Source organism: Micromonospora sp. NPDC047467 (assembly GCF_040643095.1).
GTDB lineage: Bacteria > Actinomycetota > Actinomycetes > Mycobacteriales > Micromonosporaceae > Micromonospora.
This window is the reverse complement of the sequence record NZ_JBEYTO010000002.1, coordinates 672760-697833: the sequence shown is the minus strand read 5'-3', so window position 1 is coordinate 697833 and position 25074 is coordinate 672760. Positions and strand designations below refer to the sequence as shown.

Genomic DNA, 25074 nt, shown 5'->3' with positions numbered 1-25074 from the left:
GGAGGCCGCCATGGCCCGACCACGGGCCTCCCCTGATCGCCCGCGCCACTGCCGAGCGGTAGGCACCGGCCACCACCGCGAGCAGCACAACATTGCCGGCAACCGGCTTGTCCCGTCACGGGACATGCTTGACACCCGCGTCCCACCGGACGCTTGACAACGTCATTGCCGGCAGTTGCGCTGTGTTCACTCCGCAGTCAGCGGAACCGGCTGCCCTTGCCGCGCTTCAAGGACTACCCGCTGGCCCAGCGGTTGAGCCAGATTCAGAGTGGCTGTCCGCGCGTAGCCCGCAAGCGTGCAAACCTCGTTGGTGGCGTGGGGCTGCGCGATGACGATGACGACGACCGCGTTAGCCGATTCGACGGCCTCGGCGTGGTAGTCCGCACCGCAACGTTCGGTTGCCGGTCCCGGAGTGCCAGTGAAGGTGACAGCCAATCGAGTACCAGCCCTGGTGCCGGTCGCTGATTCGATAGAGATGCCAGGTGGTGAATCCCATGGCGGCGGTGTCACGCTGACGGTGGCTGAACCACCAGCACTGATGACAGCCTGGTCATAGCGGGCCAGGGCCTCGCCCGCCTGCTGGCGCATCTCGCCCAAGCTTTCTCCCTTGGGTAGTGCGCCCTCGTGCGGGTTGTTCACCTCCGAGCTGCAACCAGCGAGCAGGGCCACTGCCGCAGCCCAGAGCACCCACCGCCGTCGAGCCATTACCAGTTACCTCCGCAGCTCATGTCGAAGGTCGTTCGCCTGAACGACACATCGGGCGACTCCGTCGGTCGGCGGGGAGGGGCTGAGCCGCCATCGGCGGCCACCAGAACTCAATGGTCACCAACAGTATCGATCGCGGGCTGGATGTCTAGACCAGCCGCGCAGCATCTGCTGGGACGGAAGTGTCAAGCATGTGGTGGGACTAGACACGCCGGCAGCCGCCTGTCCGGTCTCGGGACCTGCGTGACAGATCGGTATCAGGACGCTGGAACTGCTGATCGCTGTTACCTACGTCGGCCAGCGGGGACGAAAGGCGAAACGTGGTGAGCGCCTGGTCGCGTTCTTCGCCTGCCTGCACTTTGCGCACCTGTTCGAATCGAGCAGCGCGCGTATTGCCAGCTCAGATGGCGTTTCGGCTGTGTATCGAGGTGCCCCCGGCAGGATTCGAACCTGCGACACACGGTTTAGGAAACCGATGCTCTATCCCCTGAGCTACGGGGGCGCGAGGGCCCAGTCTAGCGACCTGGGCGTTCACCTGGGGTGGCAGGGAGTGGCCCACGTTCACCCACGTCACCCGGACCCGTGTTCGCCCAGCCCAGGAGCACACCCGGAGCACACGAACCCCGGTTTGCGACCGGGGTTCGCCGCGGTGACCCGCGTTGGCACCGGTTCACCCCGGTTGGCATCCGCTGGAGGAGTCTCTACGCGAGTTCGCACAGCGCCAATTCTGCCGAACTTGGTTGTTTGGTCTGGTAGGGGGTCTTGGCGCGAATGCAGGCCCAGAGGACGTTGAGGCGTTGTCTGGACAGGGCGGCGATGGCTTGGCGGTGAGTCTTTCCTTCGACTCTCTTCTTGTCGTAGTAGGCGCGTGATCGTGGGCAGTGGGACAGGGCGGCGAAGCTGGACATGCTGAACACCCGGCGTAGGCCGCGGTTGCGCATTGACCCGAGGTTTGGTTGCTGCTTCGCGGTGTGGGGGGTACCAGCAGGGACCCTCAGCCGGTGGGCGAGGTGCCTACGCTGGGATTATGGATAACCGGGCGGAAGCCAGCGCTTTCCTCAAGTCGCGCCGAGACAAGATCACGCCGGAGCAGGCGGGCGTGCAGTCCTACGGCGAGCGGCGGGTACCGGGGCTGCGTCGCAGCGAGGTCGCCCAGCTGGCCGGGGTGAGCGCCGAGTACTACACCCGGCTTGAGCGTGGCAACTTGGGCGGTGTCTCCGAGAGCGTCCTGGACTCGCTGGCCCGGGCGCTGCAACTGGACGAGATCGAACAGGCCCACCTGCATCATTTGGCGCGTACAGCGGCTACCCCGCGATCCCGGGCGAGCAAGCGAGCCGTGGCCCCGGCGGTGCGGCCGTCGGTGGCGCGGATGATCGAGGGCATGCCCAGCATGCCGGCGTACGTGAATAACAATCGTCTTGATGTGCTGGCGGCCAACTCGCTCGGCCGCAGCCTGTTGACCGACCTGTACGCCGACCCCGCTTGCGACGAGAACATGGCCCGGTTCGCGTTCCTGAACCCGGCTGCCCGGCACTTCTTCGTCGACTACGACCGCATCGCCCGTAGCACCGTCGGGCACTTCCGGGCCGAGGTGGCCAAGTTTCCGTACGACCGCCAGCTGTCGAATTTGATCGGTGAGTTGTCGACCCGTAGCGACACGTTCCGGGTGTTGTGGGGCTCGCACGACGTGTACGCCTTCCGCGACGGCAGCAAACGCTTCCGGCACCCGGTCGTCGGCGAGCTCACCCTCGACTTCGAAGCGCTGCCCCTACCGGACGACAGCGGCCTGCAGCTGTCGGTCTACAACGCCGAGCCAGGCAGCGCCGCCGCTGATGCTCTGACGTTGCTGGCCAGCTGGGCCGCGACCGTCACCGGCACGGCGGACGGCTCCCTGGCCGAAAGCTGACCGGGGGTCCCTGCCGGTACCTCCCATGTCAGGGACTCTCACCCGAGCCGGATCCCGGGCTTTCCTAGAAGGGCAGGAACGACCACGACAGATCACGAGGAGCACGATCATGAGCAAGGTCCCCACCATCACCCTGAACAACGGCGTCGAGATGCCTCTGCTCGGCTTCGGCGTCTTCCAGATTCCGCCGGAGGACACCGAGCGAGCTGCCCTCGAAGCGCTCGAGGCCGGCTACCGCTCGATCGACACCGCGGCGGCCTACCAGAACGAAGAAGCCGTGGGGCGCGCGATCGCCGCCAGTGGCATCCCGCGCGACGAGCTGTTCATCACGACCAAGATCTGGATCCAGGACGCCGGCGACGAACCCGCCAAGCGCGCGTTCGAAACGTCGCTGCGCAAGCTCGGCCTCGACCAGCTCGACCTGTGCCTGATCCACACGCCCTACGGCGACTACTACGGCACCTGGCGCGCGCTGGAAACCGCCTATCACCAGGGCACGGTACGCGCCATCGGCGTCTCCAACTTTCACCCCGACCGGCTAACCGACCTCATCGCGCACAACGAGATCCTCCCGGCCATCGACCAGGTCGAGACGCACCCGTACTCCCAGCGCATCGCTGACGAGCAGGCCATGCGCAAGCGCACCGTGCAGATCGAAGCCTGGGGTCCGCTGGCGCAGGGGCAGCACCACCTGCTCCAGGACCCGGTGCTCACCGAACTGGCCAGCGCGCACGACAAGTCCGCAGCTCAGATCGTGCTCCGCTGGCTGATGCAGCGCCAGGTGCCGGCGGTCGTGAAGTCCACCAAGCCCCAGCGCATCCGCGAGAATCTCGCCGTCTTCGACTTCGAACTCACCGACGCCGACATGGCGCGTATCGCGACCCTCGACGGCAGGACCGGACCGGCCTTCGACCACCGCGACGCCGACACCGTCGACTCCATCAACAACATGAAGCTCACCTGATCGCAGCTACGGGGGTAGCCCGTCAGAGGCCTCACGTCGAGCACCTCCTGCTGGCCGTGCTCAACGGCAGCGGCCAGCCCTCCGCACGGCGTTCGAACGCAGGTTCGCGTTGCCGCGGTACCCGGACAGCTTCCGCGCTATAGATGCGCCCGAGGCACGCAAGGCTTCCCTTCCGGCCGTGACGGGGCCGCGCCCACGGAGCAATTGTCGTCGTGGGCCCGGATCACGCCAAAGCGAGTCGTGGCACTCCGCTCCCGGCACACCCGCGGGGACTTGGCGTGACGCAGGGTTCCCGATCAGGGACTTCGGGTTGGCCGTCGCGGCCGTCGTCCTGGCCGCCCTACGGTGACGTCCGCTCGCCCGTCATTCTGCCGCCGGCCGGTCCGGCCCGTACCGCAGAACGGGCCCGGCGCGAGGAGTGGTCCTCGCGCCGGGCCGCGGTATCTGGTGGGGTCAGCCGGCCGCGCAGGTGGCCGTCGCGCCGGTGCCGGTGCCGGTGCCCTGGAAGCCGAAGTTGGTCGTCTGCCCGGCGCCGACCTGTCCGTTGTAGCTCACGTTGGTGAACCGGACGGTCCCACTGGTGCCGCTTGCCTGGGCGTTCCAGGTGCTGGTGACCGCGGCACCGCCGGGCAGCACGATGGTCACGGTCCAGCCGTTGATGCTCGCAGAGCCGGCGGTGACGTTCACGCTCGCGGTGAAGCCGCCGGACCACTGGTTGAGCGCCACCGACGCGGAGCAGCCGTTACCCGTCGGCGGCGGCGTGGTGGGGGGTGCCGTGGTCGGCGGGGCGGTCGTCGGCGGGGCCGTGGTGGGGGGAGCCGTGGTGGGGGGCGCCGTGGTCGGCGGCGCGGTCGTCGGGGGCGGGTTGGGCGCGCCGTTGGCCAGGCTGAAGGCCAGGTCGGGCTGGAACGAACCGGCCGTGTAGCGGCAGCCGTCGGCCTCCCCCGGCGGCTTTACCCAGAGGTACGCGTCGATGTTGCTGTCGCCGGTGTTGGTCGTCGGATACTGCCCGATGCGCCGGTCGGTGTTGTCGTCGCCGCACCAGTCCCCGCTGGCACCCCCGTTGCGGCTGGTGTCGATGACCTGGCGCTTGCCCGAGATGCCCATGCCGTTGAGGGCGGAGATGACCGCCCGGCCGAAGTTCGCCTCGCCGGAGGTGGAGTTGTAGTTCGACACGTTGGTGAAGAAGCCGTCGGCGTACTGCACGCCGGCCGCGCGGAGCCGGTTGGCCGTCTCACCCGCGCTGTTCCAGGTGGAGTGGCCGCCGTCGAGGTACACCTTGGCGTTGGGGTTGCCCGACTTGATGGTCCGGGTGGCCGTCGAGATCGCCTGGTTGCGCGCGTTGATCTCAGCGCTGCTCAGGCAGGTCAGCAGGGCGAGCGAGTCGGTCTCCAGGATGATGATGACCGTCTGGTTGCCCAGTCCGCGGGAGAAGTTGGTCACCCACGTCTGGTACTGGTTGAGGTCCGGCGCCCCACCGGCGCTCGCCCCGCCGCAGTCCCGGTTGGTGATCTCGTACACCGCCAGCACCGGGATCTGCTGCGCCGCGTTGGCGGCACCGATGAACCCGGAGACCTCGGACTGCACAGTCGACGGGTTGAAGTTGGCGAACCAGCGGGCCTGCGGCTGACTCGCGATCTTGTCTCGGATGACGGCGGTACGGGAGTCGCCGGGGTTGGCGGCGACCCAGCGGACGACAGCCGAATTCGGGTCGCGGTAGAGCGATCCGGACAGCGTGCCGGCGGAGGCGCTGCCGACGGTGAGGCCGATGCCGACGGCGGCGACGCCCGCGACGGCAGCCACGCTGGCGGCCACCGATCTGCGGCGTAGCGAGGACAGGGTAGCCACGACGTGTTTCCTCCTGATCACATTGATGTATCCAAGTTCATGGGAGCGTTTCCATGGACGGTAGCGGAGGCGCGCCCCGCTGCCAAGGTGTGCGGTTACGTCGACGCGGAAGCGACGGTCGTTGATGTCATGGCTCGCGCCGAGCGCGACGTGGCGCTCGCGCCGGGGCCGGCGGATTGCCGTCCGGCAGCCGGCTCACCTGCCTCTGTCGCGGCCCACGATGGTGCCGTTGAGCACGGTGGCGAAGAGGGGCCATGCGGCATACGGGGCCAGTGCGGCACCGGCCCAGGCGGTCCGCACGCGCGGCGCGGCCGAGCAACACCAGGTTGGACTTCGACGTCCTCCACGACCCGATCGCCAGCTGGAACGCCCGTGGTTACCCGGTGATCTGGACCGGTGACACCAACCGCGACCCGATGCCGAAGCTCTTCCCGGCGAAGGAGACGCGCGCCTTCGCCACCGGCATCGACCAGATCGGCTGGCTCCAGGGCACCAACGGGGTGCAGATCCAGCTCCGCAAACGCAAGGTCATCCCCATGCACGTCGACGGCCATGACGCCCGCGTGGCGGTGCTCCAGGTCCGCCGGGCCTGATCGACAGTTCGCGGACACGCACGTGCCCGGCGTCCCACGGGACGCCGGGCACAGCGGGTAGGGCGACGATCGCCGACCTGCGCCGTCGATCAGGGCTGTTAGTTTCCTGGACCATGGACGACACCTCTCGCTGGTACCGCCCGAAACCCAATGTGCTGCTCCTGATCGGCACCGCTACCGCACTGTTCGGCTACCTGTCCCCGTGGTTCCGTGGCAGCCGCCGCCGTCAGTGGTGGTACTCGGGCTGGGCCTACCTGGAGACGGAGGGCAGCTGGACCTGGTGGGTCGTGGTGCTCCTCGTGATCGCCATCGGTGCCAGCCTCTGGGCCGGCCGGTCGGTGGGGCTCGCCCTGTTCGCGGCCGGCGCGACGGTGGCCGGGATGTTCCTCGCCGGTGCCGTGGTCGCGGTGAGCCTGGGCATGCTGCCGGAGCGCACCGGCATCGACTGGGTCGGTGAGCTGCCCTTCGGGTTGGGGATGCCACTGATGGCCATCGGATTCGGAACCGCGATCGCCGGAGCGCTGGCTGCCGTTCGCCGTGACGGTGAGTCGTTATGATCGTCCGCGTCAGCGACTGTTGGGCGCCGCGCCGACGTCACGGTACGACTATCGTTCTGGCATGGTGATCGATTCGTCCGCTGCCATCGCCGCCGCCTTCCTCGCGGACGGGCCTGCCGAAGGCGTCGACCTCAGCCTGTTCGGGTAGTTCGCCGGGTCCTGGTTGTTGGACTGCACCGAGTACGACCCCGAGTGCGCCTCGACCGTTCGTCGAGGCGAGTGGCACTTCGGGTATGCGTTGGGCGGGTCGGCAACCACCGATGTCTGGATCCTGCCCGGCGTCGAGCACGGCGTCAGCCTGCGATTCCCGGACCCCACAGCCGGTGCGGGGATCTGGCGCTCGACCTGGGTGGGGCCGGGCCGACGTCGGACGCACACTTTCCTGGCCTCCCGCGTCGCCGACGAGATCGTGCTCGACGGTGACGATCTGCGCTGGACCTTCTCCGACATCGAGGCCGACGAGTTCCGCTGGCGCAACGAGGCTCGTCAGCCCGACGGAGCGTGGCGGCTTCAGCAGACGTTCCGAGTTTGGCGGCAGCGCTGACGTGACAGTGCACTACCACCGGCGCGGGACAGACCTTTGGAGTCCAGGCCCGCGATGACGAGAGGTCGTCCGAGCCCGGGAGTCCACCGGACAGCCGGTCGCGGCAGAAGTCCCGGAACGACCGGGGCGGGCGGTCGGTCACGTCCGCGACGGTGGTGGTCCGGTCCTCCGCGTCGGCCGCGACCACCGTGTCCAGCAGGCGCGATGCGGACGAGCGGTCCGGCGGCGAGCGAGACCCAGGTGACCCGACTCACCTACCGATCGGTACAGAACCTGCTATGATTTGACTTGCGACCGAGCGGTACAAAACATGGACGGGTCTGCTCCAGCCGCACCGCCGATAAGCACCGCTGAGAAATCCTGTGTGGAGGCACCTGTGACAACAATTGCGATCGTCGGCGCCGGCGAGGTGGGCAGTCAGATTGCGCGTGCGGCGATAGCGAGCGCGTATGAGGTTGTCATCGCCAACTCGCGTGGGCCTGGGACATTGAAAGGTCTTGTTGCCGAGCTCGGCCCGGCGGCCCGTGCCGCGCATGCGTCGGAGGCTGCGGCAGCGGGCGATTTCACGATCCTCGCCTTTCCGTACAAGACCGTCGTTGACCTACCTGTCGAGGAGCTCGCGGGCAAGATCGTGCTGGACACCAACAACTACATGATCTGGCGCGACGGACATATTCCAGTGATCGACTCCGGCGGGAAGACCGTTCACGAGCTACGCCAGGAGCAACTCCCGAGGTCTAAGATCGCCAAGGCATTCACTCACATTCAGGCTCCCAGCCTGCTCAGGATGGGACGACCCGCAGGCGCTCCCGACCGGATTGCGCTGGCGGTCTCAAGCGACCACCCCGAAGCGGTTGAACTTGTCACGCGGTTGTACGACCAGTTCGGATTCGACACCGTCGACAACAGTCCGTTGAGCGAATCGTGGCGCTCCGCTCCCAGCACACCCATGTGGAACCGTTCCGTGCCCGGGCAGAGCCGCGAGGAGTTGGTCCTCAACCTGAAGAGAGCGAAGCCGGTAATCATGAGGTGACCTTTCCCATCCAACCGGGCCACACCCATTGCCGTGGCGGTGGTGCCGCTCCCCCGGCCGCCACCGCCACGGCGGCCACCACGGCGAAGGCCGACGACGCACGTTCACGCGCGGCGGACCGCCACGGACGCGCTCAGGAGCCGACGGCGATCCGGATCGCGAGGATGATCAGGATCACGCCGGTCAGCCGCTCGATCACCTTGAGCACTGACGGGCGGGTCAACCAGGGGTGCAGCCGGTCGATGAGCAGGATGTAGCAGGCCCACCAGAGCACCGCGAGGCCGATGAACGTCGCGGCCAGTACTGCCGTGCGGGCTGCCGCCCCGTCACCGGGCTTGACGAACTGCGGCACGAACGACACGTAGAAGATGACCACCTTGACGTTCAGCAGTTGGCTGGTGATCCCCATGATGAACGACCGCCGCGCCACGTGCGGTTCCTCGTCCGCAGGGGGCTCCACGACTGTCGTACTCGTGCCGTTGCCGCCCGACCCCGCGCCGACCGTGACCGGTTGCTCGGCCGGGACCACCCGCCGTGGCCGGGTGGCCCAGAGGATTGTGCCGCCCAGGTAGACCAGGTAGAGGGCGCCGGCGATGCGCAGCACCGTGTAGAGCACCGGCGAGGAGAGCAGCAAGGCGGACAGACCGGCCGTGGCGAGCGAGGCGTGCACCAGGGCTGCCACGACGAGCCCGGCCAGCACCACGAAACCCGCCTGCCGGCCATACCGGACGGTCTGCCTGGTGACAAGCGCGAAGTCCACCCCCGGGACGATGATGATCAGGAGGCTGGCGGCGACGAAGGCGACGATCTGGATGTCAGACATGCTGCGGGTTCTTTCTCTGAGCGGCGAAGGCTGGTGCGACCTCCTCGATGACGGACACGCCGCTGTCCGGCCGTGGGCCGTGTCGGCGCCACTCCTCGCGCAGCCGGATCCGTCCGTCCGGCAGCCGCTCGGGACGGGAGACACACTCGCCGACCACGATGGCACCGTCGGTGAGCACCTCCATGTACGCGAACCGCACCACGCCCTCGGCGTCGCAGGTCCCGGCCAGCGAGCCGCGTCGCACGGCGCCGCCGGTGATCTCCGCCCACACGAGGTCGCCCCGCTGGTGGTAGTGCCCGCTCAGCGGTGCGGCATCGGGATCGCAGTGGTCCACGGAAACGAAGATCTTGTCGTCGTAGTCGAATGTGGTCATCGCGCTCACGCCCACTGGGTGCTGAGGTAGTCGTCGCGGAACGGGCAGACGACGCGGCCGGCGATCGAGTTGAGGATCATCGCGCTGCGGATCGGCAGGATGCTCAGGTTGGAGTCGACCAGCCCTTGCACGTACCGCCCCCGGTTCAGCACGAAGATCTTGTGGTCGTCGGCGTGCTTCCACCGGATCGAGTAGTCCGACTCGATGATCGGTTCGCCGCGCTCGTCGACGTCGACCAACGCCGACAACTCCGGGTCGAAGGGGAGCGGTGCGAGCCGTCGTCCCGCCGCGACGATCAGGTTCGTCGCCCGGTGCCGCTCCTCGCCGCTACCAGCCGTGAGGCACTCCAGCTCGACTTCCCCGTCCAACTGTCGGGCACCGATCACGGTACGGCTCGGCATGATCGTGACCGGGAACCGCCCAGCCCGCAGCCGCTCCTCGTAGTTGTGCTGGTAGATGCCGCGCAACGTGCCGGGCGAGATGCCGTCGCTGGTGAGGATCTGACCGGAGACAAGGCGTTCGCGTACGTCCCGGGAGAGGTTGAGAAACGCCTCCTGGTAGGCGGGCCGGTACAGATCGTTGGCGGACGGGGAGTCCTCCAACGGCGCGAACCACGACCGGCGGCCGATCCACTTGATGTTGCGGCACCCCCGGCTGAGCAGCGCCGCGACGCACTCGGCGCTGGTCTGGCCGCTGCCGATCACGATCCAGGGCTGGTCCGGCTCGTCGGGCACGGTGGCGAGGCGCTGGTGCAGCTCGTCGGCGATGAAGAGGTGCCGCGGAGCGAGGGCACCCAGGAACTCCGGCACGTAGGCCGTGGTCCCGGTGCCCACCACCAGGTGCTGGGAGCGGGCGACGGCCTCCCCGCCGCTGCGGCTCACCAGCGAGCCGTCGAACTCGACGCGGTCGACCCGGGTGCCGTAGGTGATGTGCGGCAACCGGCTCGCAGCCCACACCAGGTACTGCTGGTACTCCACCCGTGGGATCGTGTCGAAGCCCGCACCCAGCAGGGCGTAGACCCGGCCCGTGGTGACCAGGTAGTTGAGGAACGACAGCGGATGGGTCGGGTCGTACAGCGAGACCAGGTCCTTGACCCAGCCGGTCTGCATCCGTACGCCGCCGTGCAGCATCCCGTCGTGCCACCCCGGCTGGTCACGCGCCTCGAACAGGGCGATCTGGTGTGGCGCGAGGACGTCGTACATGGCCGCGAGGCTCAGGTTGGCTGGCCCGGCGCCAATACCCACTGCGTGATATGTCTGCGTCATCTTCTGCCTCTGTCTAACCCGTTGGGACATTGACGGCGGAACGGTTGTTGAGCAGGGCGGTGGCGGCGAGGCGGCTGGCGGCCAACGCGGTCTTGGCGGCGCCTCCACTTCCGCCGGTGAAGGTGAAGGTGTGCGCGGTTCCGGCGACGGCTCGCAGCGCCAGACCAGCGGGCTCGCTGTAGCAGTCGACGGCGCTGACCGGTGGGGCCAGCGGTCGCGGGTCCAGTCCCGGTAACCGCAGCAGGGCGGTCGCCAGGACCCGCTCCGCCAGCTCGGTGTCGGGCTCGGGGGTCGGCGGTTCGACGTCCCAGCGTCGACTGGGCAGACCGAGCAGCAGCCGTCCCGCCCCGGCTGGCCGGCCATAGAGGCCGCTGGTCTCGTCGACGAAACACGGCAGGTCGTTCCGGCCCACGGCGTAGTGGGCGTACTGGATGTGCTTGGTACGCAGGGTGGTGGCGAACCCGGCGGCACGCAGCAGGCCCGGGGTCCACGCGCCGGCGGCGACGACCACGAGGTCGCCGGTGAGCCGCCGGCCGTCGCGCAGCTCGACCGTGTCGTCGTCGAGCCGGGCCATCGGCGTGGCCTCGGTGTTGTCCAGACCACGTAGGACGGCTCGGCGCAGGCGGTCCGGGACGACGTACCCGGCGTGCCGTTCCCAGACAGCCACACTGCGCTCCGGCAGTCGGTCGAAGCCGAACCGGCGAGCGACCTGCTGACCGGCCAACACCTCGACCCCGGCGGCCTCCACGCCGGTCGGGACGCCCGGGTCGTCGGTGTCCAGCAGGTAGAGCGAGCCGGTCTCCCGCCAGCCGGCATGCCCGGCCAGCAGCGGATCGGCCAGCAGCTCGGCGAGGCTGGCGGTGGCCAGGGCCCGGGCGGCCGGGTCGGGCTCGAAGGCCCGCACCAGACCACCGGAGGCGGCGGTGGCGTCGCCGTACCCTCCCGACGGCCCGTCGGCGCCCGTGCCGATCAGCACCGCCTGTGCGCCGGCGTCCTGCAACCGTCGAGCCAGCAGAGCCCCGCTCAGACCTGCGCCGACGACGAGCACCCGTGGCTCAGCCACCGGACTCCGCCGGGAGGGTGCCCCCGACCAGACCCAACAGCCGGGCCGCCCGCTCGGGACGGCTGCGGTACGCGGTCAGTGCCGCGCGGACCGCCGCGGCGGGATCGAAGTGCTCCAGGCGCAGCGCCTGCTCACCACGTGTCAGCTCGATGTCCGCCAGCGCCGCGTCGAGGCCGGGGGCAGCGCCGTCGAGAGCCTCGGCGTATCGCGCCTTGAAAGCCTGGTACGCCTCCGGCCGGAAGTCGGACTCGTAACTGTCCGGCCGGTCCCAGCTGACGAACGCCCGCACCACGGCCGGGTCCTCGCTGGACAGGAACTCGTGGGCCCAGATGGCGTGCTCCCGGCTGGTGGAGAACTTCGCTCCGGTGAGCCGGTAGAACTCGTTGACCACCAGACCGGTCGGCCGAGCGGGCAACCCGGCGGCGAGATGCAGAGCCGGGATGAGGACGGCGTAGTAGAAGGCGTTGTCGACCCCCAGAAAGATCCACTGCTCGTCGATGCCCTGCCACGCGTCGAAGTACCCGGCCAGGGTGTCCGCGCCCGGACGCAGGTGGCGGGCGGGCAGAACAAGGTTGGCCAGGGCCATCTCGGCCCACACGTCGATTCGCAGACCGTCGTCCCACTCGACACCCCAGTCGGTCGGGTAGGCCAGTGGTACCTCCGGCAGCCCGCCATCGAGGTATGCCGCGACCAGCCGGCGCAGTCGAGGTGGCAGCACCGCCCGGGACCAGAACTCCGCCAGTCGCTCCCGGTGCTCTGCCAGGCGGAGCACCGGCACCGTGTGGGTGACCGGTTCGGGCTCGGCTGAGCAGCAGGTCGATCGCGCTCCGACCAGGGTCGCGGCGGTAAGGAAACTGCCGCAGCCCTCACACGTGCCGCCGGCCGCACCCGCCCCGCAGACCGGGCAGCTCCCGACGACCCGGACGTGGTGCAGGACCCGGTGACAGGCGGCGCACTCGCGCAACGACACCGGGGCGATCTCGACGACCTTCGCGTCGACCAGTTCGGTGAGCAGCCCGGCGACGGCGCTGCGGTAGCCCGCGTCGGCCAACGGGTCGGCCATGACGTCGTACCGGATGCGTGCCGCGTGCAGGGCCGCGCCGATCGACGCCTGGAAACGGGCGGCGGTGTCCGCGACGGCTTCCTCGTGCGCCTCGGCCCGCGCCAGCACGTAGTTCTGGTGGGCGTCCAGGCCGCACTGGGTCAGCACCCGGCGGCCACCGGCGCGTAGCGCGCGGGCCGCGATGTCCCCGGCGACGTACGGGCCGGAGAGGTGGCCGACGTGCAGCGGCCCGTTCGGTGTCGGTGGTGGGGTCACCACGAGCACCGCGCCCTCAGTCACGGCCCGCACCGTCGGGTTCGGCGCTGTCGACCTGGGGCATCCAGTAGATGCTCAGAATCGTCAGCGACTGTTCCGGGGAGGGATTGTGGATGACGTGACGCTGTTCGGGATCGAGCAGGATGACGCCGCCGGTAGGCACCTCGACCTTCTCGCCGCCCGCCTCGTAGACGGCCGTGCCGCGGGTCACCACGGCGAACTCCACCTCCGGGTGCACGTCCTCGGCGCTACTTCCGCCGGGCGGGATCACGCACCACATCGCGTCGAACGGCAACGCCCCCAGGTCCCGATACTGCTTCCACCGGCCGATCTGAATGCCGTACTCCTCGGTAAGTTCCGCGACGTCGCTGACGTATCTACGCATGCCCATCCTTCCTGCTCGGTTGGACCCTGAAATTCCGCGGAGCAATGATTGACACCGATATCAGACGTTGATCAAACGGGGTCTGATGTACGGCGAGTCACCGGCTGAGAACACCGCCATCCCGGTTCGGCAACTTCCACGGCGACAGATGGCGGTAAGGCCACTGTGGACATAAAGTGACCACGCCAACAGGAATCGAACCGGCAGATCACCGGCAATGTCTCCACTGGCTCCCAGCCAGTGACTCGAATCCGGCTGTGTCGCCGGCACGATTCGGCCAAATTCGTACGGGGCCGACGAATGGGGAAGGCGCTGTGGTCGGCTTCATCGACACTCTGAGTGACGAGATAATCGCGGCGCGACAACGTGCGAATCTCACCCAGGAGGAGCTGGCCGCCAGAACCGGGCTGAGCGTCCGGAGCATCCGCAACCTGGAGTCCGCGCGGGTAACCCAGCCGCGACCGGCGACCGTCCGGCTGCTCCGCGACGCGCTCGACCTCCCTGTCCGTCCGGCACCATCGGCGCGGATCCGTCCCATGCAGCTGCCGCTGGAGACTCCCGGTTTCGTCGGCCGATCAACGCAGCTCGCCCAGCTCGACCGCCTGCTCGACGGCGGACCACGGCGGATGTCAGCCGTGGTGATCTGCGCCCTCACCGGGCACAACGGAATCGGCAAGACGGCGTTGGCCCTGCACTGGGCACACCGGGTCGCTGCTCGCTTCGCCGACGGCGTACTCCACCTCGACCTGCGAGGTAGCCGCTCTGGGGAGCAGGCGGTGGCGGCGTCCGACGCGCTCGGCAGCCTCATCCAGGCTCTCGACGTACCCGGCGAGATTCCGTGCGATCTGGCCGCGCGGGCCGGGCTGTACCGAAGCGCCCTGGCCGGGCGGCGGATGCTCATCGTGCTCGACGACGCGCGGGACGCCAATCAGGTGCGCCCACTGCTGCCCGGCGTCGCGGGGTGCATGGTCGTGGTGACCAGCCGGGACCGCCTGAGCTGCCTGGTCGCGGGAGAGGCCGCGCGGCCCGTCGTGGTCGACGAACTGGCCCCCGCAGAGGCGTGGGAGCTGCTCCGGTCCCGTCTCGGCGAGCGCCGCCTCGCGGGAGAACGCGAGGCGGTCCAGAGGATCATCGCCCACTGCGCGGGCGTCCCCCGGGCGCTGACAGTAGTGGCCGCCGCTGCGGCCACCCACCCCCGGCTGTCCCTTGAGGAGCTGGCCTCGCAACTGGGATAGGACGCCACCGTCAGCCCGGTGGGACACCGGCTCGCTGACGGTGGCACCACCGGACAACCGGCGCGATCCCGCCCTGCCGCCGCCGATCAGGGCCGATCGACGCGGGCTCCGACGCGGGCGGCCACGTGCGCCGGCACCGGTACGGTCGCGGGCAGAACAGGGTCGGTCAGCGGTTGCTGCCACCGCGCGACCAGGGGCAACTCCCCCGCCCAGTGGCCACGCGCGGCGTCCGGGCCGTCGCCGTCGTCCGGCGGGCCGCTGCGCGTCTTGACCGACGCCTCGGTGAGCGGAAGCGCCAGCAGGACGGTGGCCGCCAACTCCTTGCGGTTCGGCTGGCGCACGTAGTCCCACTGGCCGGGGGCGACATGCTCGGTGAGCGTCCGCAGGCCATGCAGCTTCTCATCGAGGTCGGTCACCCAACGCGGCAAGCCGTAGACCATCGCACTGCGGTAGTTCACCCCGTGTTCGAACACCGAGCGTGCCAGGACCAGACCGTCGACGACCGTCACCGTGGCACAGACCTCCACCCCGGTGGTGAGGCTCCGACTGGCCACCGACCCGTGCAGGTAGAGGTGCTCATCGTCGAACCCGTAGACGGTCGGAACCACCATCGGGCAGCCGTCCACGAGCGCACCGAGATGGCAGACGAAACTGGCCCGGAGGACGTCGAAGAGGGCGCTCCGGTCGCTGTGCCCCTTCTCCTTCATGCGGCGCAACGCGGTTCGGGGCGTCGCGGACAACGGCAGGTCGGCGTCGGTCATCAGTCGTCTCCCGTCAGTCTCCGTGGCTCGGCGGCCCGGACCAGTCGGGGCGTGGTCAGGGCTAGGTGTGTCCGAGGCTGGAGTGTAGGAGCGTTGCGGCGCGTCTCCTAGATGCAGCAGTATCCGTTGCGCTGTGAACCGGGCGCCGTCGTCGAGCTCGGCGACCGGCTGGGATCGGTCCGCTGCTGTGTGTGCTGTGGTGGCCGGCTACCGCTCGTACGCCCGATCGCCGAGTAGGTCGCCGACGTCCCGGCCAGATCATCGCCGTCGGCGGTAAGGCCCTGCGCGGCTCCCGCACCAAAGACACCCGGTCCGCCACGTGATGACCGCCGGTCCCGCAAGGTGCCCGTTGCGCACACCCCGTAGGGATTTGCGAACAGCCGGACGGCTTGGCTCTAGTCCGGCAATTGCGGTACCAGAGCTTCTCAACCATCGAACGAGGGACCTATGAGGCTTCGAGATAGAGTTTCCACGATTCGGCGTCGAACGCCCGATAGTAAACTCCACGCAGTGATTGGGCTCGTCATGGTCCCCGCCACCGACCTGGAGATGGTTCTGGTCGGCGTCCGGAGCACAGAGGGCAACACTCGCCATCCGGGGGTGGTCAGTGTGCCCACCATGCGCGTACCGCTCGACTGGGCAACTCAGCAGACAGGAGTTGTCAGAAATGGTGAGTCGAGGCCTCTGGCAGCGAGTACGGGGACCTTCGGTCGGCCGGGCTCCTCGTCCATGGAGGTCGGCTACGCGCTCGAAGCCCTCCTCGCGAAGAAGATTGTCGACGGCACACTGCTCGACAAAGGCGCCGTCAGTGGACGATGCGCCTTCCGGCTTGCCATGCGCGGTCAGGTCGATGATCCGTCAGGGGCCGACGGCGAAATCGAAGATACTCTCATGCTGACAATTCTCGCGATTTGCGACTCTGGCATGGACGCGCTGCCGGGGCGTACTCACAGTTACTCCCAGCTTGAATGGGTCAGATCCTCGGATCTACTGAAGGCTTGGCGGCAACGAGACGGCCAACTGCTATTCCCTGACTCCAACCCGTTGGAAGTATGTATCCGTGGGCTCTGTGTCGAGTCAGCGGTGCACCTACTCGGCACGGCAAAGGCTGTCAGCCTGTAGACCACGGCCGGCCCGGCCTGGATCGTGCGGCTCGGCACCAACGCCGGGACGCCAGGCCCCGCGCGGGGCCTGGCGTCCGTCGGGGCGATCAGCTGGTTGCGGCCTGCCGGGCGAGCGTGCGGGCGTCCTCCGCCTGCCGGCGGCGCCAGCCGCGCCACAGGTTGCGGCCCCACATCGCCAGACCTCCGCCGTTGAGCAACGCGGCCAGCACCGCGACCGTGGCGAAGTCGGCCGACGAGAATCGCGTCGGCTCGCCCACCGCCAGCAGCACGAACTGCTCCACGTAGACCCACAGCACCGGCAGGATCGTGAACACCAGGGCGAACAGCGAGAAGATGCGGCCGAATACCCACGCCGCCGCGTACACCCGCACCTTGCGCATTTCGCCACGCGGGATGCCCGCCTGCGAGACCACCTTGTCCCGGCGGAAGGTCAGCCGCTTGATTCCGTTGGACAGGAACCGCTCGGTGTCCGACATCAGGTTGCGGCAGTTCAGGGCGGTCGCGATCACGTAGTAGACGTCGGTCCGCAGGTAGAAGAAGAACTGGAATCCGATGCGAACCAGGAAGGTGAGCAGGGCCGCGCTGGCCAGCAGGGACATCCAGTTGGGCACGTCGAAGACGTTGCGCCGGATGGCGAACAGGAACGCGACCAGCAGGGAGGCGGCGAACGCGTCGACGAAGAATCCGGCGAGGAATGCCTTGAACCGCGCACGCTTGGAGGCCATCCAGATGCCGCTGATGTCCGTCTGGGCGACCAGGATGTACATGAGGTTGCTGATGCCGAGCGTCGCCGACACACCCACCGAGCGAGCCGCCAGGGCGTGCGCGAGCTCGTGCAGCGACAGCCCGAGCATCGCCAGGGTGACGCTGATGATGGTGAGGATGGCGAAGTTCCCGCCCTCGAACAGCAGCGCCCGGGGGCCGGGCACCAGGCCCGGATCGCTGATCGCCATCGCCACGCCGGCGAGGATGACCGCGAGGCCCGGAACGATCACGGCAGCACCGGTGAGTCGGCGCGCGGTGGCCGGGGAGATCCAGTCGAAGCTCCAGCGCTTGATCGTCCGATGCGCGTGTTCGGGGGCCGGTTCGGTGGCGGCGCTGGACTCGCCGCCGCGGGTGACGAAGCCCTCGTCGGCCAGCACGGCGACGAAATCCTCGACGTCCACGCTCTCGCCGTGCTTGCGCTCGTAGATCCGGGCGGTTTCGGCGATGGTGCGGCCCTCGGCGAGCGCCTGCAGAATGTCCAGCCCCTCGGCCGGAATGGCGAGATAGACCTTGCGGTCGGTGTCGCCGATGATGACGTCCGCGCCGTCAGTGGTCGAGACGAAGGGACGGACGGTGACGACGGACTCAGCCGTGTTGACGGCCATGGGGCGATTCCTTCCACTTCCGCAGTACAGACGGCGCTCGGCGGGAACCGGAGCGATCACTCACGCCGGTCCCCGCCGATCATGAACCCTTTGTCACAGTGCCGCAGGCACGCAGTCCGCGTTGGCGCTGGTCTTGATCGGCTCGAGCTTGCGAACGACAAGCTTCTTCATGTGACCTCCTTGGGAGTGGGTACTTGGGGAGCATCTTCTACCGCTGACCGCCCGGTGGTCTGCTCACTAATGAGCAGTCATTGCGTTGCGGTGGAAATCCACGAGGAAAGCCGCTCCTCGTGCACGGTCAGATGCGACCGAGGCGTGAAATTGACTATTTCCAGTTCACGGAATCGCTTGAGGAACTGGCCGATGCGGGTCCGCGTGGTGCCGACCATCTCGGACAGATCCTCCTGGGTGAAGGCGATGTCGACCCGGGTGCCACCCGGGCCGCGCCGGCCGAAGCGCTCGGCCAGATCGAGCAGGCGCACCGCGAGGCGCAGTTCGCTGGGCAACGTCACCATGTCCGCCACCACCTGCTGCTGGTGGCGCAGGCGGATGCTGAGGTGACGCGCGAGCACGTCACCGGAGCCTTCGGCGGCCAGCACGGCGGCGGCCCGCGCTGCCGGGACACGCAGCAGGACGGTCCGGGTCAACGCGATAGCGGTCTCCAGCCGCTCCAGACCAAGCAGGGTGCTCTCGCCGAACAGGTCACCCACGACGTACACCGAAAGTAGGCAGCGTTTGCCGCTCGCGGCCACCATCTGTGTCTTTACCTGGCCACGCTCCACGACGTAGACGTGGTCGTCGCGTATTCCGCTGCGGTAGACGTGGTTGTTGCGGGAAATTTCGATCAGCGAGGTCCCGGAGACTCGCCGCGCCAGCGCCCGGAAATCCGAGATGTCGTGCCTCGGCAGGGACTTGGCTTGTGTCACGTCGGCCCACCTTCCGCCCGGCACAGCACACATAGAGGAAACCACATCCTCGCCGCAGACACTAGACAAGACCCATGCATAGTCGTAAAGACGAGCATGAGCCCTCCTGACCTCGTGGACGCGTCCCAGCACCCGTAACAGGTCGGAAACCTCCTGTGGGCTGGACGATCCCCACCTTGTGGAGAACCTTCGAGATGACGTAAGAAGACTTGCACATACGAACACATACGACCTCGGGAGTGTCGCCGATGCGGCTGGGCATGCCTCTGAACTACCGCGCCGGCATCACCGACGTCGCCGACGAGCTGGTCGACTTCGAGCAGGCAGGCCTGGACCTGGTCCTGGTGGCCGAGCTGTACACGTTCGACGCCGTCAGCCAGCTGGGATTCATCGCCGGGCGAACCCGGCGGCTGGGGATCGCCTCCGGGGTGATGCAGCTGTACACGCGTACCCCAACTCTGATCGCCACCACGGCGGCCGGACTCGACCACGTCTCATCGGGCCGCTTCACCCTCGGCCTGGGCACCTCCGGCCCGCAGGTCATCGAGGGGTTCCACGGCGTGCCGTTCGACGCGCCCGTCGCCCGTACGCGGGAGGTGATCGACGTCTGCCGGCGGGTCTGGCGCCGGGAGAAGCTGGTCCACCAGGGCACCCACTACCGCATCCCGCTCCCCGCCGAGCAGGGCACCGGTCTGGGCCGGCCGCTCAAGCTGATCAACAAACTGGTCCGGGAACGCATCCCGATCACGCTCGCCGCCATCGGGCCGCGCAACGTCGAACTGGCCGCGGAGTTGGCGGAGGGCTGGCAACCGGCCTTCTTCTACCCCGAGCGGTCCGCCGCGGTGTGGGGCGAGAGCCTGGCCCGTGGCGCCCAGCGGCGGGACGCCTCACTCGGGCCGCTCGACGTGAGCGTCAACGCCCTGCTGGCGATCGGTGACGACGTCACCCACCTGCGCCGGCTCGCCCGGCAGGAGCTGGCGCTCTACCTCGGTGGCATGGGCGCGGTGGGCGCGAACTTCTACAACACCCTCGCCGAGCGGTACGGGTTCGGCGAGGCGGCCCGCACGGTGCAGGAGCTGTACCTGGCCGGGCGACGGGACGCTGCGGCCGCGGCGGTGCCGGAGGAACTGGTGGAGGGCACCTGCCTGATCGGTCCCGCCTCCTGGGTGGCCGAGCGGCTGGTCGCGTACCGGGAGGCGGGGGCGACCACCCTCAACGTGACCCCGCTGGCCCGCACACACCGCGACCGGGTGCGTCTGATCGAGCGGCTGCGCGACCTGCTCGCCGCGCCGTAGTCCCCCGCCGGCCAGGCGCCGCGAGTGGCCGCCCGCCGTCCGCTGCCGGACGTCAGGCGTCCGGTCCGAAGTAGCGCTGCCGCAGCGTCTCGCCCTTGCGGTAGGCGGTGCGGAACATGCCGCGTCGTTGCAACTCCGGGATGAGCAGGTCGCAGATGTCGCCGAGACCGTCCGAAGGGCTGCACGGGATCAGGTTGAAACCGTCGACGTCGGCGACCTCCAACCACTGCTCCATGCGGTCGGCGATCTCCTCGGCCGTGCCGAACAGGGTCATCGGCGCGTCCCGGCGGGCCCGCCGGGGGCGGGAGACCAGGTACCGCACGTCGCCGATGGTCCACGACCGCTCCGGGCTCAGCCCGCGCAGGAAGCCCAGGAAGGACTGGCTGCCCTGGTTCTTCACCTCGTCGACCGGCGTCTCGTCCGGGTACGCGGCCAGATCGATGTCCATCCAGCCACACCACTTCGCCAGCTGCCCCTCCGGGCTCCACAGCTCGTGGTACTGGGCGGCCTTGCGCTTCGCGTCGGCGCGGTCGGCGCCGACCATCACCATGGTGCCCTGAAGGGCGCGTACGCCCCGTGGGTCGCGTCCCGCCTCGGCCACCCGCTGGCGCAGCCGCCGGACCGTCTCGGCCCCGCTCGACGGGTCGGCCATGGTCAGGAAGATCACCTCCGCGTGCCGGGCGGCGAACGCCATGCCGCGCCCCGACGCGCCCGCCTGGTACAGCACCGGTGTGCGCTGCGGCGACGGTTCGCACTGGTGCGGGCCGCGCACGGTGAACCAGCGGCCCCGATGGTCGATCGCGTGCACCCGGGACGGGTCGGTGAAGACGTCGGCGTCGGTGTCGCGGACCACCGCGCCGTCGTCCCAGCTGCGCTCCCAGAGCGCGCGGGTCACCTCGAGGTATTCGTCAGCCCGGTCGTAGCGCAGGTCGTGGTCCAGATAGTCGCCGAGCCCGTTGTCGGTGGCCGAGCGCAGGTACGAGGTGACGATGTTCCAACCGATCCGGCCCCGGGTGAGGTGGTCGAGCGTGGAGAACAGTCGGGCGCACTCGTACGGCTGGTGGTAGGTGGTGGAGTAGGTGACCGCGAAGCCGAGGTCGGTGGTCGCCATCGCCGCCGCGGCGACGACCGGCACCGGGTCGATCGAGGGAATCTGCACGGCGTGCCGGACCGCGCTCGCCCACGACCCCTGGTAGACGTCGTAGGTCCCGTGGATGTCGGCGAAGAACAGCGCGTCGACGCAGGCCGCCTCCAGCCGCCGGGCGACCGCGGCCCAGTAGTCCAACGACCGGTAGCCGGTGCCGGTGGCGTCGCCGGGCGCCCGCCACATTCCGACGAACTGGGGCGACGGCGAGCATTCGGTGAACACGTTCAGGTGCATCTTTCCCCCTTCCCGAGGGTCGCGCCGCCACCCGGCTCTGGGTGGCGACGCGACCGGTGACGCTGGTCAGGACCGGGCCGAGCGATCCGGGCCCAGGCGTTCGATGGCGGCGAGCAGGTCGGCCGGCTCGGTTCGCTCCCAGTGGCGCGCGTACGCCGAGGCGAAGCGGAGGACGCCATCGGTGTCGGCGAGGAACACCCCGGGCATCGTCATGCGGTTGCTGTCGTCACCGTTGATCTGCGAGAAGTTCATGCCGAAGCTGCCCCACACGTCGAGCAGGTCCTGGTTCATCGTGTAGGTCAGGTTGAACCGCGCGGCGTAGGCGTTGCCCCGGTCGCTGAGGATCCGGTACGAGAGTTTGTTGCGGCGGATGGCCGCCCGCAGGTTGGGCATGGTCACGGGCGACACGGCCACCAGGTCGGCTCCGAGTTCCCTGATCCGTGGGTAGACCTTCTCCAGCGCCTCCAGCTCGAAGTTGCAGTAGTCACACCAGGCGCCGCGGTAGAAGACGACCGCGAGCGGCCCCCGGGACAGCAGGTCGGCGGAGGAGACGACGTCGCCGAACTCATCGGGCATCTCGAAGGACGGGAACGGCGCTCCCGCTTTCAGCACCCGGTCCTCGGCGCCCGAGGCGGCCAGGGCGTGCGCCTCCCGGTAGATCACCTCAAGGTGGGCCGGCGTGATCGGTGGCACCTCGCCTGACTCCTGACGGGTCTTGTACTCCCGCAGCCGTTCGTTGAGGGACATCGATCTCCTTTCCAGCGGCCTGGCCCCGGTCTCAGGTCCAGCCCACAGGCATCGACTTGATGCCATTGACGAAGTTGGACTCCAGTCGGACGACCGGGCCCGTGGTGGCAAGTCGGGGAAGGTGCGGGGCGACGGCGTCGAGCAACGCGGCCATCTCCATCCGCGCCAGGTGGGCGCCCAGGCAGAAGTGCGGGCCCACGCCGAAGCTGAGGTGCGGGTTGTGCGCCCGCTCCAGGTCCACCCGATGGGGGTCGGCGAAGACCGCGGCGTCCCGGTTGGCGGAGACGTAGAACATGACGACCTTGTCGCCCTCGGCGATCCTCGTACCGGCCAGGGTCGTGTCCTGGGTGGCGGTCCGGCGGAACTGCATGATCGGGGTGACCACCCGGAGGAACTCGTCGACGGCGGTGGCGGTGGGCAGCGGCGTGCCGAGCCAGCGCCTACGTAGCGCTTCGTCGTGCAGCAGCAGGTGCAGGGCGCCGGAGATCAGGTGACGGGTCGTCTCGTTGCCGGCGACCACCAGCAGCAGCCAGAACTGGCAGAACTCCCGGTCGGTCATCCGCCGTCCGTCGACCTCCGCGGTGGCGAGCAGGCTGATCAGGTCGTCGCGGGGCGCGGCCCGCCGCCGTACGGCCACGGCCAGCGCGTACTGGAACGCTTCCGCGAACGTCTGCCGGTAGACCTCGACGTCACCGCCGCCGTACTCCGGGTCGTCGAAACCGACCAGGTTGTTGCTCCAGCGGTACAGCAGGTGCCGGTCGCCGCGGGGCAGGCCCAGCAGGTCGGCGAGCACGAGCAGGGGCAGTTCCGCCGCCAGGTCGGTGACCGCGTCGAACGTGTCCCGCTGACGCACCGCCTCGACGAGTTCCTGAGCGTGCCGGGTGACGGTGTCGCCGAGCGAGCGCACGGCGCGGGGGGTGAACACCGAGCTGACGATGCGGCGGATCCGCACGTGCTGCGGTGCGTCCATGTTCACCAGCAACTGACGCATGAAGTCCAGGTCCGCCGGGGTGCGCGGGTCGTGCAGGAACGCCCCGCGCAGGGCGGAGGAGAACACCTCCGGCTGCCGGGACGCCTCCACGACCGCCTCGTGGGTCGTCGCCGCCCAGAACCCGGAGCCCTGCTGCTGCATCCGGCCGGCCGAGCTGTGCCGCCACAGCGCCGGCTCCGGCACCCACCCGACCGGCTCCTCGCGGCGACGCCTGTCGAACTCGGCGTGCGGCACGCCGCGGGCGTAGGTCGCCGGGTGGGCGATGTCCACGTGGGACGTCGATCGCGTCGCTGGCATCCCGCTCATCGTTCCCATCGGTCGTCTCCGCAGAGCGTGCGCAACTGGTCGAGGCGGACCTTGCCGGTCGGCTCGCGGGGGACGACGTCGACCGATCGCCAGCGGCGAGGCACCTTGAATCCGGCGAGATGGTGCCGGCAGTGGGCGTCGAGCGCCGACCAGGACCGCTGTCCGACGCCGGGCTCCCACTCGACGACAGCGGCCACCCGCTCGCCGTACTCGTCGTCAGGGACGCCGAGCGCGACGGCGTCGCGCACGTCCGGGTGGCGCAGCAGCACCTGCTCGATCTCGGCGGGGTAGACGTTCACGCCCCCGGAAACGATCATGTTCTGGGCGCGGCCGGTGAGGTACAGGTAGCCGTCGTCGTCGAGGTGGCCCACCTCGCCGTACGTGAAGACGCCGGGCGCGAGGTGCGCGGCGCGGGTCTTCTCCGCGGCGTTGTGGTAGCGGAAGCCGCGGCCGGGCCGACGGATGTAGATCCGGCCCTGCTGGTGGGGGTCGAGCTCACGGCCGTCGTCGTCGACGACGAGGATCTGGTTCGGCGGTACGGCCCGCCCCACGCTGCCGGGGTGGGCGAGCCAGTCGGGCGAGTCGATGAGGGTGACCACTCCCCCCTCCGTGGCCGCGTAGTACTCGACCAGCACCGGGCCCCACCACTCGATCATGCGGTGCTTGACGTCCGGCGGGCAGGCGCCGCCGCCGTGCCAGATCCGGCGCAGGCTGGTTCCCGAGAACGCGGCTCGGACGGCCGGGTCGAGGCGGAGCAGGCGGACGAACTGGGTCGGCACGAGGTGGCACTCGGTGATCCGCTCCGCGTCGATGGTCGCCAGCGTGTCGGCGGGGTCGAACCGCTCCCGGACAACCAGTGTCGCGCCGTTGAGCAGGGGCAGAAGCGCGAAGAACAGTTGAGCGGAGTGGTACCACGGCCCGACCAGCAGCACCCGCCCGTCGGCGGGCACGCCGAGCGTCCCGCTGGCGTACTCGAGCAGCCGGGTGGCGCGGGAGAACGGCGCTCCGGTGACGAACAGGCCGTTGAGTACGCCCTTGGGCCGCCCCGTCGTGCCCGACGTGTAGATCATCATCTGCCCGCACTCCTGGTCGGAGGGGGAGGTGTGCGGGTCGGTCGCGGCGAGCAGCGGCTCCGCCGGCGGGAGGGCGTGTACGGCACGGTCGCCGGTGACCATCGCCCGGACCGTGCCCGCCTCGGCCGCCGCCTTGGCGCCCACCAGCGCACGCGGTGGATCGACGACGAGCAGCCGGACATCGGCGTCGGCCAGCAGGTAGGCGACCTCCGGCGCGGTGAGGTGCCAGTTCACCGGCACCGCGGTGACGCCGGCGTGCAGGCAGGCCAGCAACGCTTCCAGCGCCTCCCTGCGGTTGCCGAGCATCAGCGCCACCGCGTCGCCGGAGGTGACGCCGACGTCGGCGAGCAGCCCCCGCCACCGGTGCACCCGCTCCCCCAGTTGCGCCCAGGTGAGGACACCGCCCTCGTCGGCGAGCGCCGGCGCGTCGGGGGTCGCGGTGAGCTGGGCGGCGAGCAGAACGGGCGGGTCCTGAGGACGGGGCATCA

At 69.2% G+C, this 25074-nt stretch carries 25 protein-coding genes, 1 tRNA gene and 1 pseudogene; 10 read left to right on the top strand and 17 right to left on the bottom strand.

Going from position 1 to position 25074, the window contains the following annotated elements:
- Window positions 1-186 precede the first annotated feature (186 nt).
- From ABZ780_RS07410 to ABZ780_RS07400, 3 genes are all read right to left on the bottom strand, one after another.
- Window positions 187-597: a hypothetical protein gene (locus tag ABZ780_RS07410; RefSeq protein WP_357485009.1), complete on the bottom strand. Its 411-nt coding sequence runs from the start codon at window positions 595-597 to the stop codon at window positions 187-189.
- Window positions 598-1134: 537 nt separating this feature from the next.
- A tRNA-Arg gene (locus tag ABZ780_RS07405) sits at window positions 1135-1207 on the bottom strand.
- Between the two features lie 199 nt (window positions 1208-1406).
- A complete protein-coding gene (locus ABZ780_RS07400) occupies window positions 1407-1613 on the bottom strand; it encodes a hypothetical protein (protein ID WP_357485007.1) in 207 nt (68 codons plus the stop codon).
- 119 nt (window positions 1614-1732) lie between these two features.
- Between ABZ780_RS07400 and ABZ780_RS07395 the strand changes: the two genes are divergently transcribed.
- Entirely contained in the window at window positions 1733-2611 is an 879-nt protein-coding gene (locus ABZ780_RS07395; protein WP_357004749.1) for a helix-turn-helix transcriptional regulator, read from the top strand.
- Window positions 2612-2720: 109 nt separating this feature from the next.
- A complete protein-coding gene (locus ABZ780_RS07390) occupies window positions 2721-3575 on the top strand; it encodes an aldo/keto reductase (RefSeq protein WP_357004747.1) in 855 nt (284 codons plus the stop codon).
- Between the two features lie 453 nt (window positions 3576-4028).
- On the opposite strand, the gene ABZ780_RS07385 is transcribed toward ABZ780_RS07390, so the two are convergent.
- A complete protein-coding gene (locus ABZ780_RS07385) occupies window positions 4029-5423 on the bottom strand; it encodes a glycoside hydrolase family 6 protein (RefSeq protein WP_357485004.1) in 1395 nt (464 codons plus the stop codon).
- A gap of 326 nt (window positions 5424-5749) precedes the next feature.
- Here ABZ780_RS07385 and ABZ780_RS07380 point away from each other — a divergent pair, with 326 nt between their 5' ends.
- From ABZ780_RS07380 to ABZ780_RS07365, 4 genes are all read left to right on the top strand, one after another.
- Window positions 5750-6016: a hypothetical protein gene (locus tag ABZ780_RS07380; RefSeq protein ID WP_357004741.1), complete on the top strand. Its 267-nt coding sequence runs from the start codon at window positions 5750-5752 to the stop codon at window positions 6014-6016.
- Window positions 6017-6129: 113 nt separating this feature from the next.
- Complete coding sequence (locus tag ABZ780_RS07375; RefSeq protein WP_357485002.1) at window positions 6130-6573, top strand: hypothetical protein; 444 nt, start codon at window positions 6130-6132, stop codon at window positions 6571-6573.
- A gap of 166 nt (window positions 6574-6739) precedes the next feature.
- Complete coding sequence (locus ABZ780_RS07370; RefSeq protein WP_357484999.1) at window positions 6740-7117, top strand: hypothetical protein; 378 nt, start codon at window positions 6740-6742, stop codon at window positions 7115-7117.
- Window positions 7118-7493: 376 nt separating this feature from the next.
- Window positions 7494-8150 carry an NAD(P)-binding domain-containing protein gene (locus ABZ780_RS07365; protein WP_357484996.1) on the top strand — a complete coding sequence of 219 codons (657 nt, stop codon included), beginning with the start codon at window positions 7494-7496 and terminating at the stop codon, window positions 8148-8150.
- Between the two features lie 133 nt (window positions 8151-8283).
- On the opposite strand, the gene ABZ780_RS07360 is transcribed toward ABZ780_RS07365, so the two are convergent.
- The 6 genes from ABZ780_RS07360 to ABZ780_RS07335 are packed head-to-tail and all read right to left on the bottom strand — an operon-like array spanning window position 8284 to window position 13377.
- Window positions 8284-8973, bottom strand: a complete 690-nt coding sequence (locus ABZ780_RS07360) for a LysE family translocator (RefSeq protein ID WP_357484994.1) — start codon at window positions 8971-8973, stop codon at window positions 8284-8286.
- Window positions 8966-9346, bottom strand: a complete 381-nt coding sequence (locus tag ABZ780_RS07355; protein WP_357004726.1) for a hypothetical protein — start codon at window positions 9344-9346, stop codon at window positions 8966-8968. The genes ABZ780_RS07360 and ABZ780_RS07355 overlap by 8 nt, the downstream gene beginning before the upstream one ends.
- 5 nt (window positions 9347-9351) lie before the next feature.
- A complete protein-coding gene (locus ABZ780_RS07350) occupies window positions 9352-10611 on the bottom strand; it encodes a SidA/IucD/PvdA family monooxygenase (RefSeq protein WP_357484991.1) in 1260 nt (419 codons plus the stop codon).
- 13 nt (window positions 10612-10624) lie between these two features.
- Entirely contained in the window at window positions 10625-11674 is a 1050-nt protein-coding gene (locus tag ABZ780_RS07345; RefSeq protein ID WP_357484989.1) for an FAD-binding oxidoreductase, read from the bottom strand.
- Window positions 11667-13016, bottom strand: coding sequence for a class I tRNA ligase family protein (locus tag ABZ780_RS07340; protein ID WP_357484986.1), 1350 nt, complete (start codon window positions 13014-13016; stop codon window positions 11667-11669). The genes ABZ780_RS07345 and ABZ780_RS07340 overlap by 8 nt, the downstream gene beginning before the upstream one ends.
- Window positions 13009-13377 carry a cupin domain-containing protein gene (locus tag ABZ780_RS07335; protein ID WP_357484983.1) on the bottom strand — a complete coding sequence of 123 codons (369 nt, stop codon included), beginning with the start codon at window positions 13375-13377 and terminating at the stop codon, window positions 13009-13011. Before ABZ780_RS07335 ends, ABZ780_RS07340 begins: the two co-directional genes overlap by 8 nt.
- Before the next feature lie 176 nt (window positions 13378-13553).
- Between ABZ780_RS07335 and ABZ780_RS07330 the strand changes: the two are divergent.
- Window positions 13554-13871 (top strand): annotated as a pseudogene (locus tag ABZ780_RS07330) (helix-turn-helix transcriptional regulator); the annotation flags it as partial.
- A gap of 42 nt (window positions 13872-13913) precedes the next feature.
- Window positions 13914-14612, top strand: a complete 699-nt coding sequence (locus ABZ780_RS07325; RefSeq protein WP_357485329.1) for an NB-ARC domain-containing protein — start codon at window positions 13914-13916, stop codon at window positions 14610-14612.
- Window positions 14613-14698: 86 nt separating this feature from the next.
- Here ABZ780_RS07325 and ABZ780_RS07320 read toward each other — a convergent pair whose 3' ends face one another.
- Complete coding sequence (locus ABZ780_RS07320; protein ID WP_357484980.1) at window positions 14699-15373, bottom strand: pyridoxamine 5'-phosphate oxidase family protein; 675 nt, start codon at window positions 15371-15373, stop codon at window positions 14699-14701.
- A gap of 510 nt (window positions 15374-15883) precedes the next feature.
- On the opposite strand from ABZ780_RS07320, the gene ABZ780_RS07315 reads away from it, so the two are divergent.
- Window positions 15884-16495: a hypothetical protein gene (locus tag ABZ780_RS07315; protein ID WP_357484977.1), complete on the top strand. Its 612-nt coding sequence runs from the start codon at window positions 15884-15886 to the stop codon at window positions 16493-16495.
- Between the two features lie 88 nt (window positions 16496-16583).
- Here the strand turns inward: ABZ780_RS07315 and ABZ780_RS07310 are convergent, their stop codons facing one another.
- Together ABZ780_RS07310 and ABZ780_RS07305 are read right to left on the bottom strand one after the other, a co-directional pair.
- Entirely contained in the window at window positions 16584-17867 is a 1284-nt protein-coding gene (locus tag ABZ780_RS07310) for a hypothetical protein (RefSeq protein ID WP_357004698.1), read from the bottom strand.
- Between the two features lie 248 nt (window positions 17868-18115).
- The gene (locus tag ABZ780_RS07305) at window positions 18116-18793 is read right to left on the bottom strand and encodes a Crp/Fnr family transcriptional regulator (protein WP_357484975.1); all 678 of its coding nucleotides are present in this window, start codon (window positions 18791-18793) and stop codon (window positions 18116-18118) included.
- A 248-nt stretch (window positions 18794-19041) separates the two neighbouring features.
- On the opposite strand from ABZ780_RS07305, the gene ABZ780_RS07300 reads away from it, so the two are divergent.
- Window positions 19042-20088 carry an LLM class F420-dependent oxidoreductase gene (locus ABZ780_RS07300; RefSeq protein WP_357484973.1) on the top strand — a complete coding sequence of 349 codons (1047 nt, stop codon included), beginning with the start codon at window positions 19042-19044 and terminating at the stop codon, window positions 20086-20088.
- Window positions 20089-20140: 52 nt separating this feature from the next.
- On the opposite strand, the gene ABZ780_RS07295 is transcribed toward ABZ780_RS07300, so the two are convergent.
- The 4 genes from ABZ780_RS07295 to ABZ780_RS07280 all read right to left on the bottom strand — a co-directional run bounded on the left by ABZ780_RS07295 (window position 20141) and on the right by ABZ780_RS07280 (window position 25072).
- A complete protein-coding gene (locus ABZ780_RS07295) occupies window positions 20141-21469 on the bottom strand; it encodes an LLM class flavin-dependent oxidoreductase (protein WP_357004690.1) in 1329 nt (442 codons plus the stop codon).
- Window positions 21470-21535: 66 nt separating this feature from the next.
- Window positions 21536-22216 (bottom strand): peroxiredoxin-like family protein, encoded by a 681-nt coding sequence (locus tag ABZ780_RS07290; protein ID WP_357484970.1) that lies wholly within the window; start codon window positions 22214-22216, stop codon window positions 21536-21538.
- Between the two features lie 31 nt (window positions 22217-22247).
- Window positions 22248-23504, bottom strand: coding sequence for a cytochrome P450 (locus ABZ780_RS07285; protein ID WP_357484967.1), 1257 nt, complete (start codon window positions 23502-23504; stop codon window positions 22248-22250).
- Window positions 23505-23509: 5 nt separating this feature from the next.
- Entirely contained in the window at window positions 23510-25072 is a 1563-nt protein-coding gene (locus ABZ780_RS07280) for an AMP-binding protein (protein WP_357484964.1), read from the bottom strand.
- Between the last annotated feature and the right edge of the window lie 2 nt (window positions 25073-25074).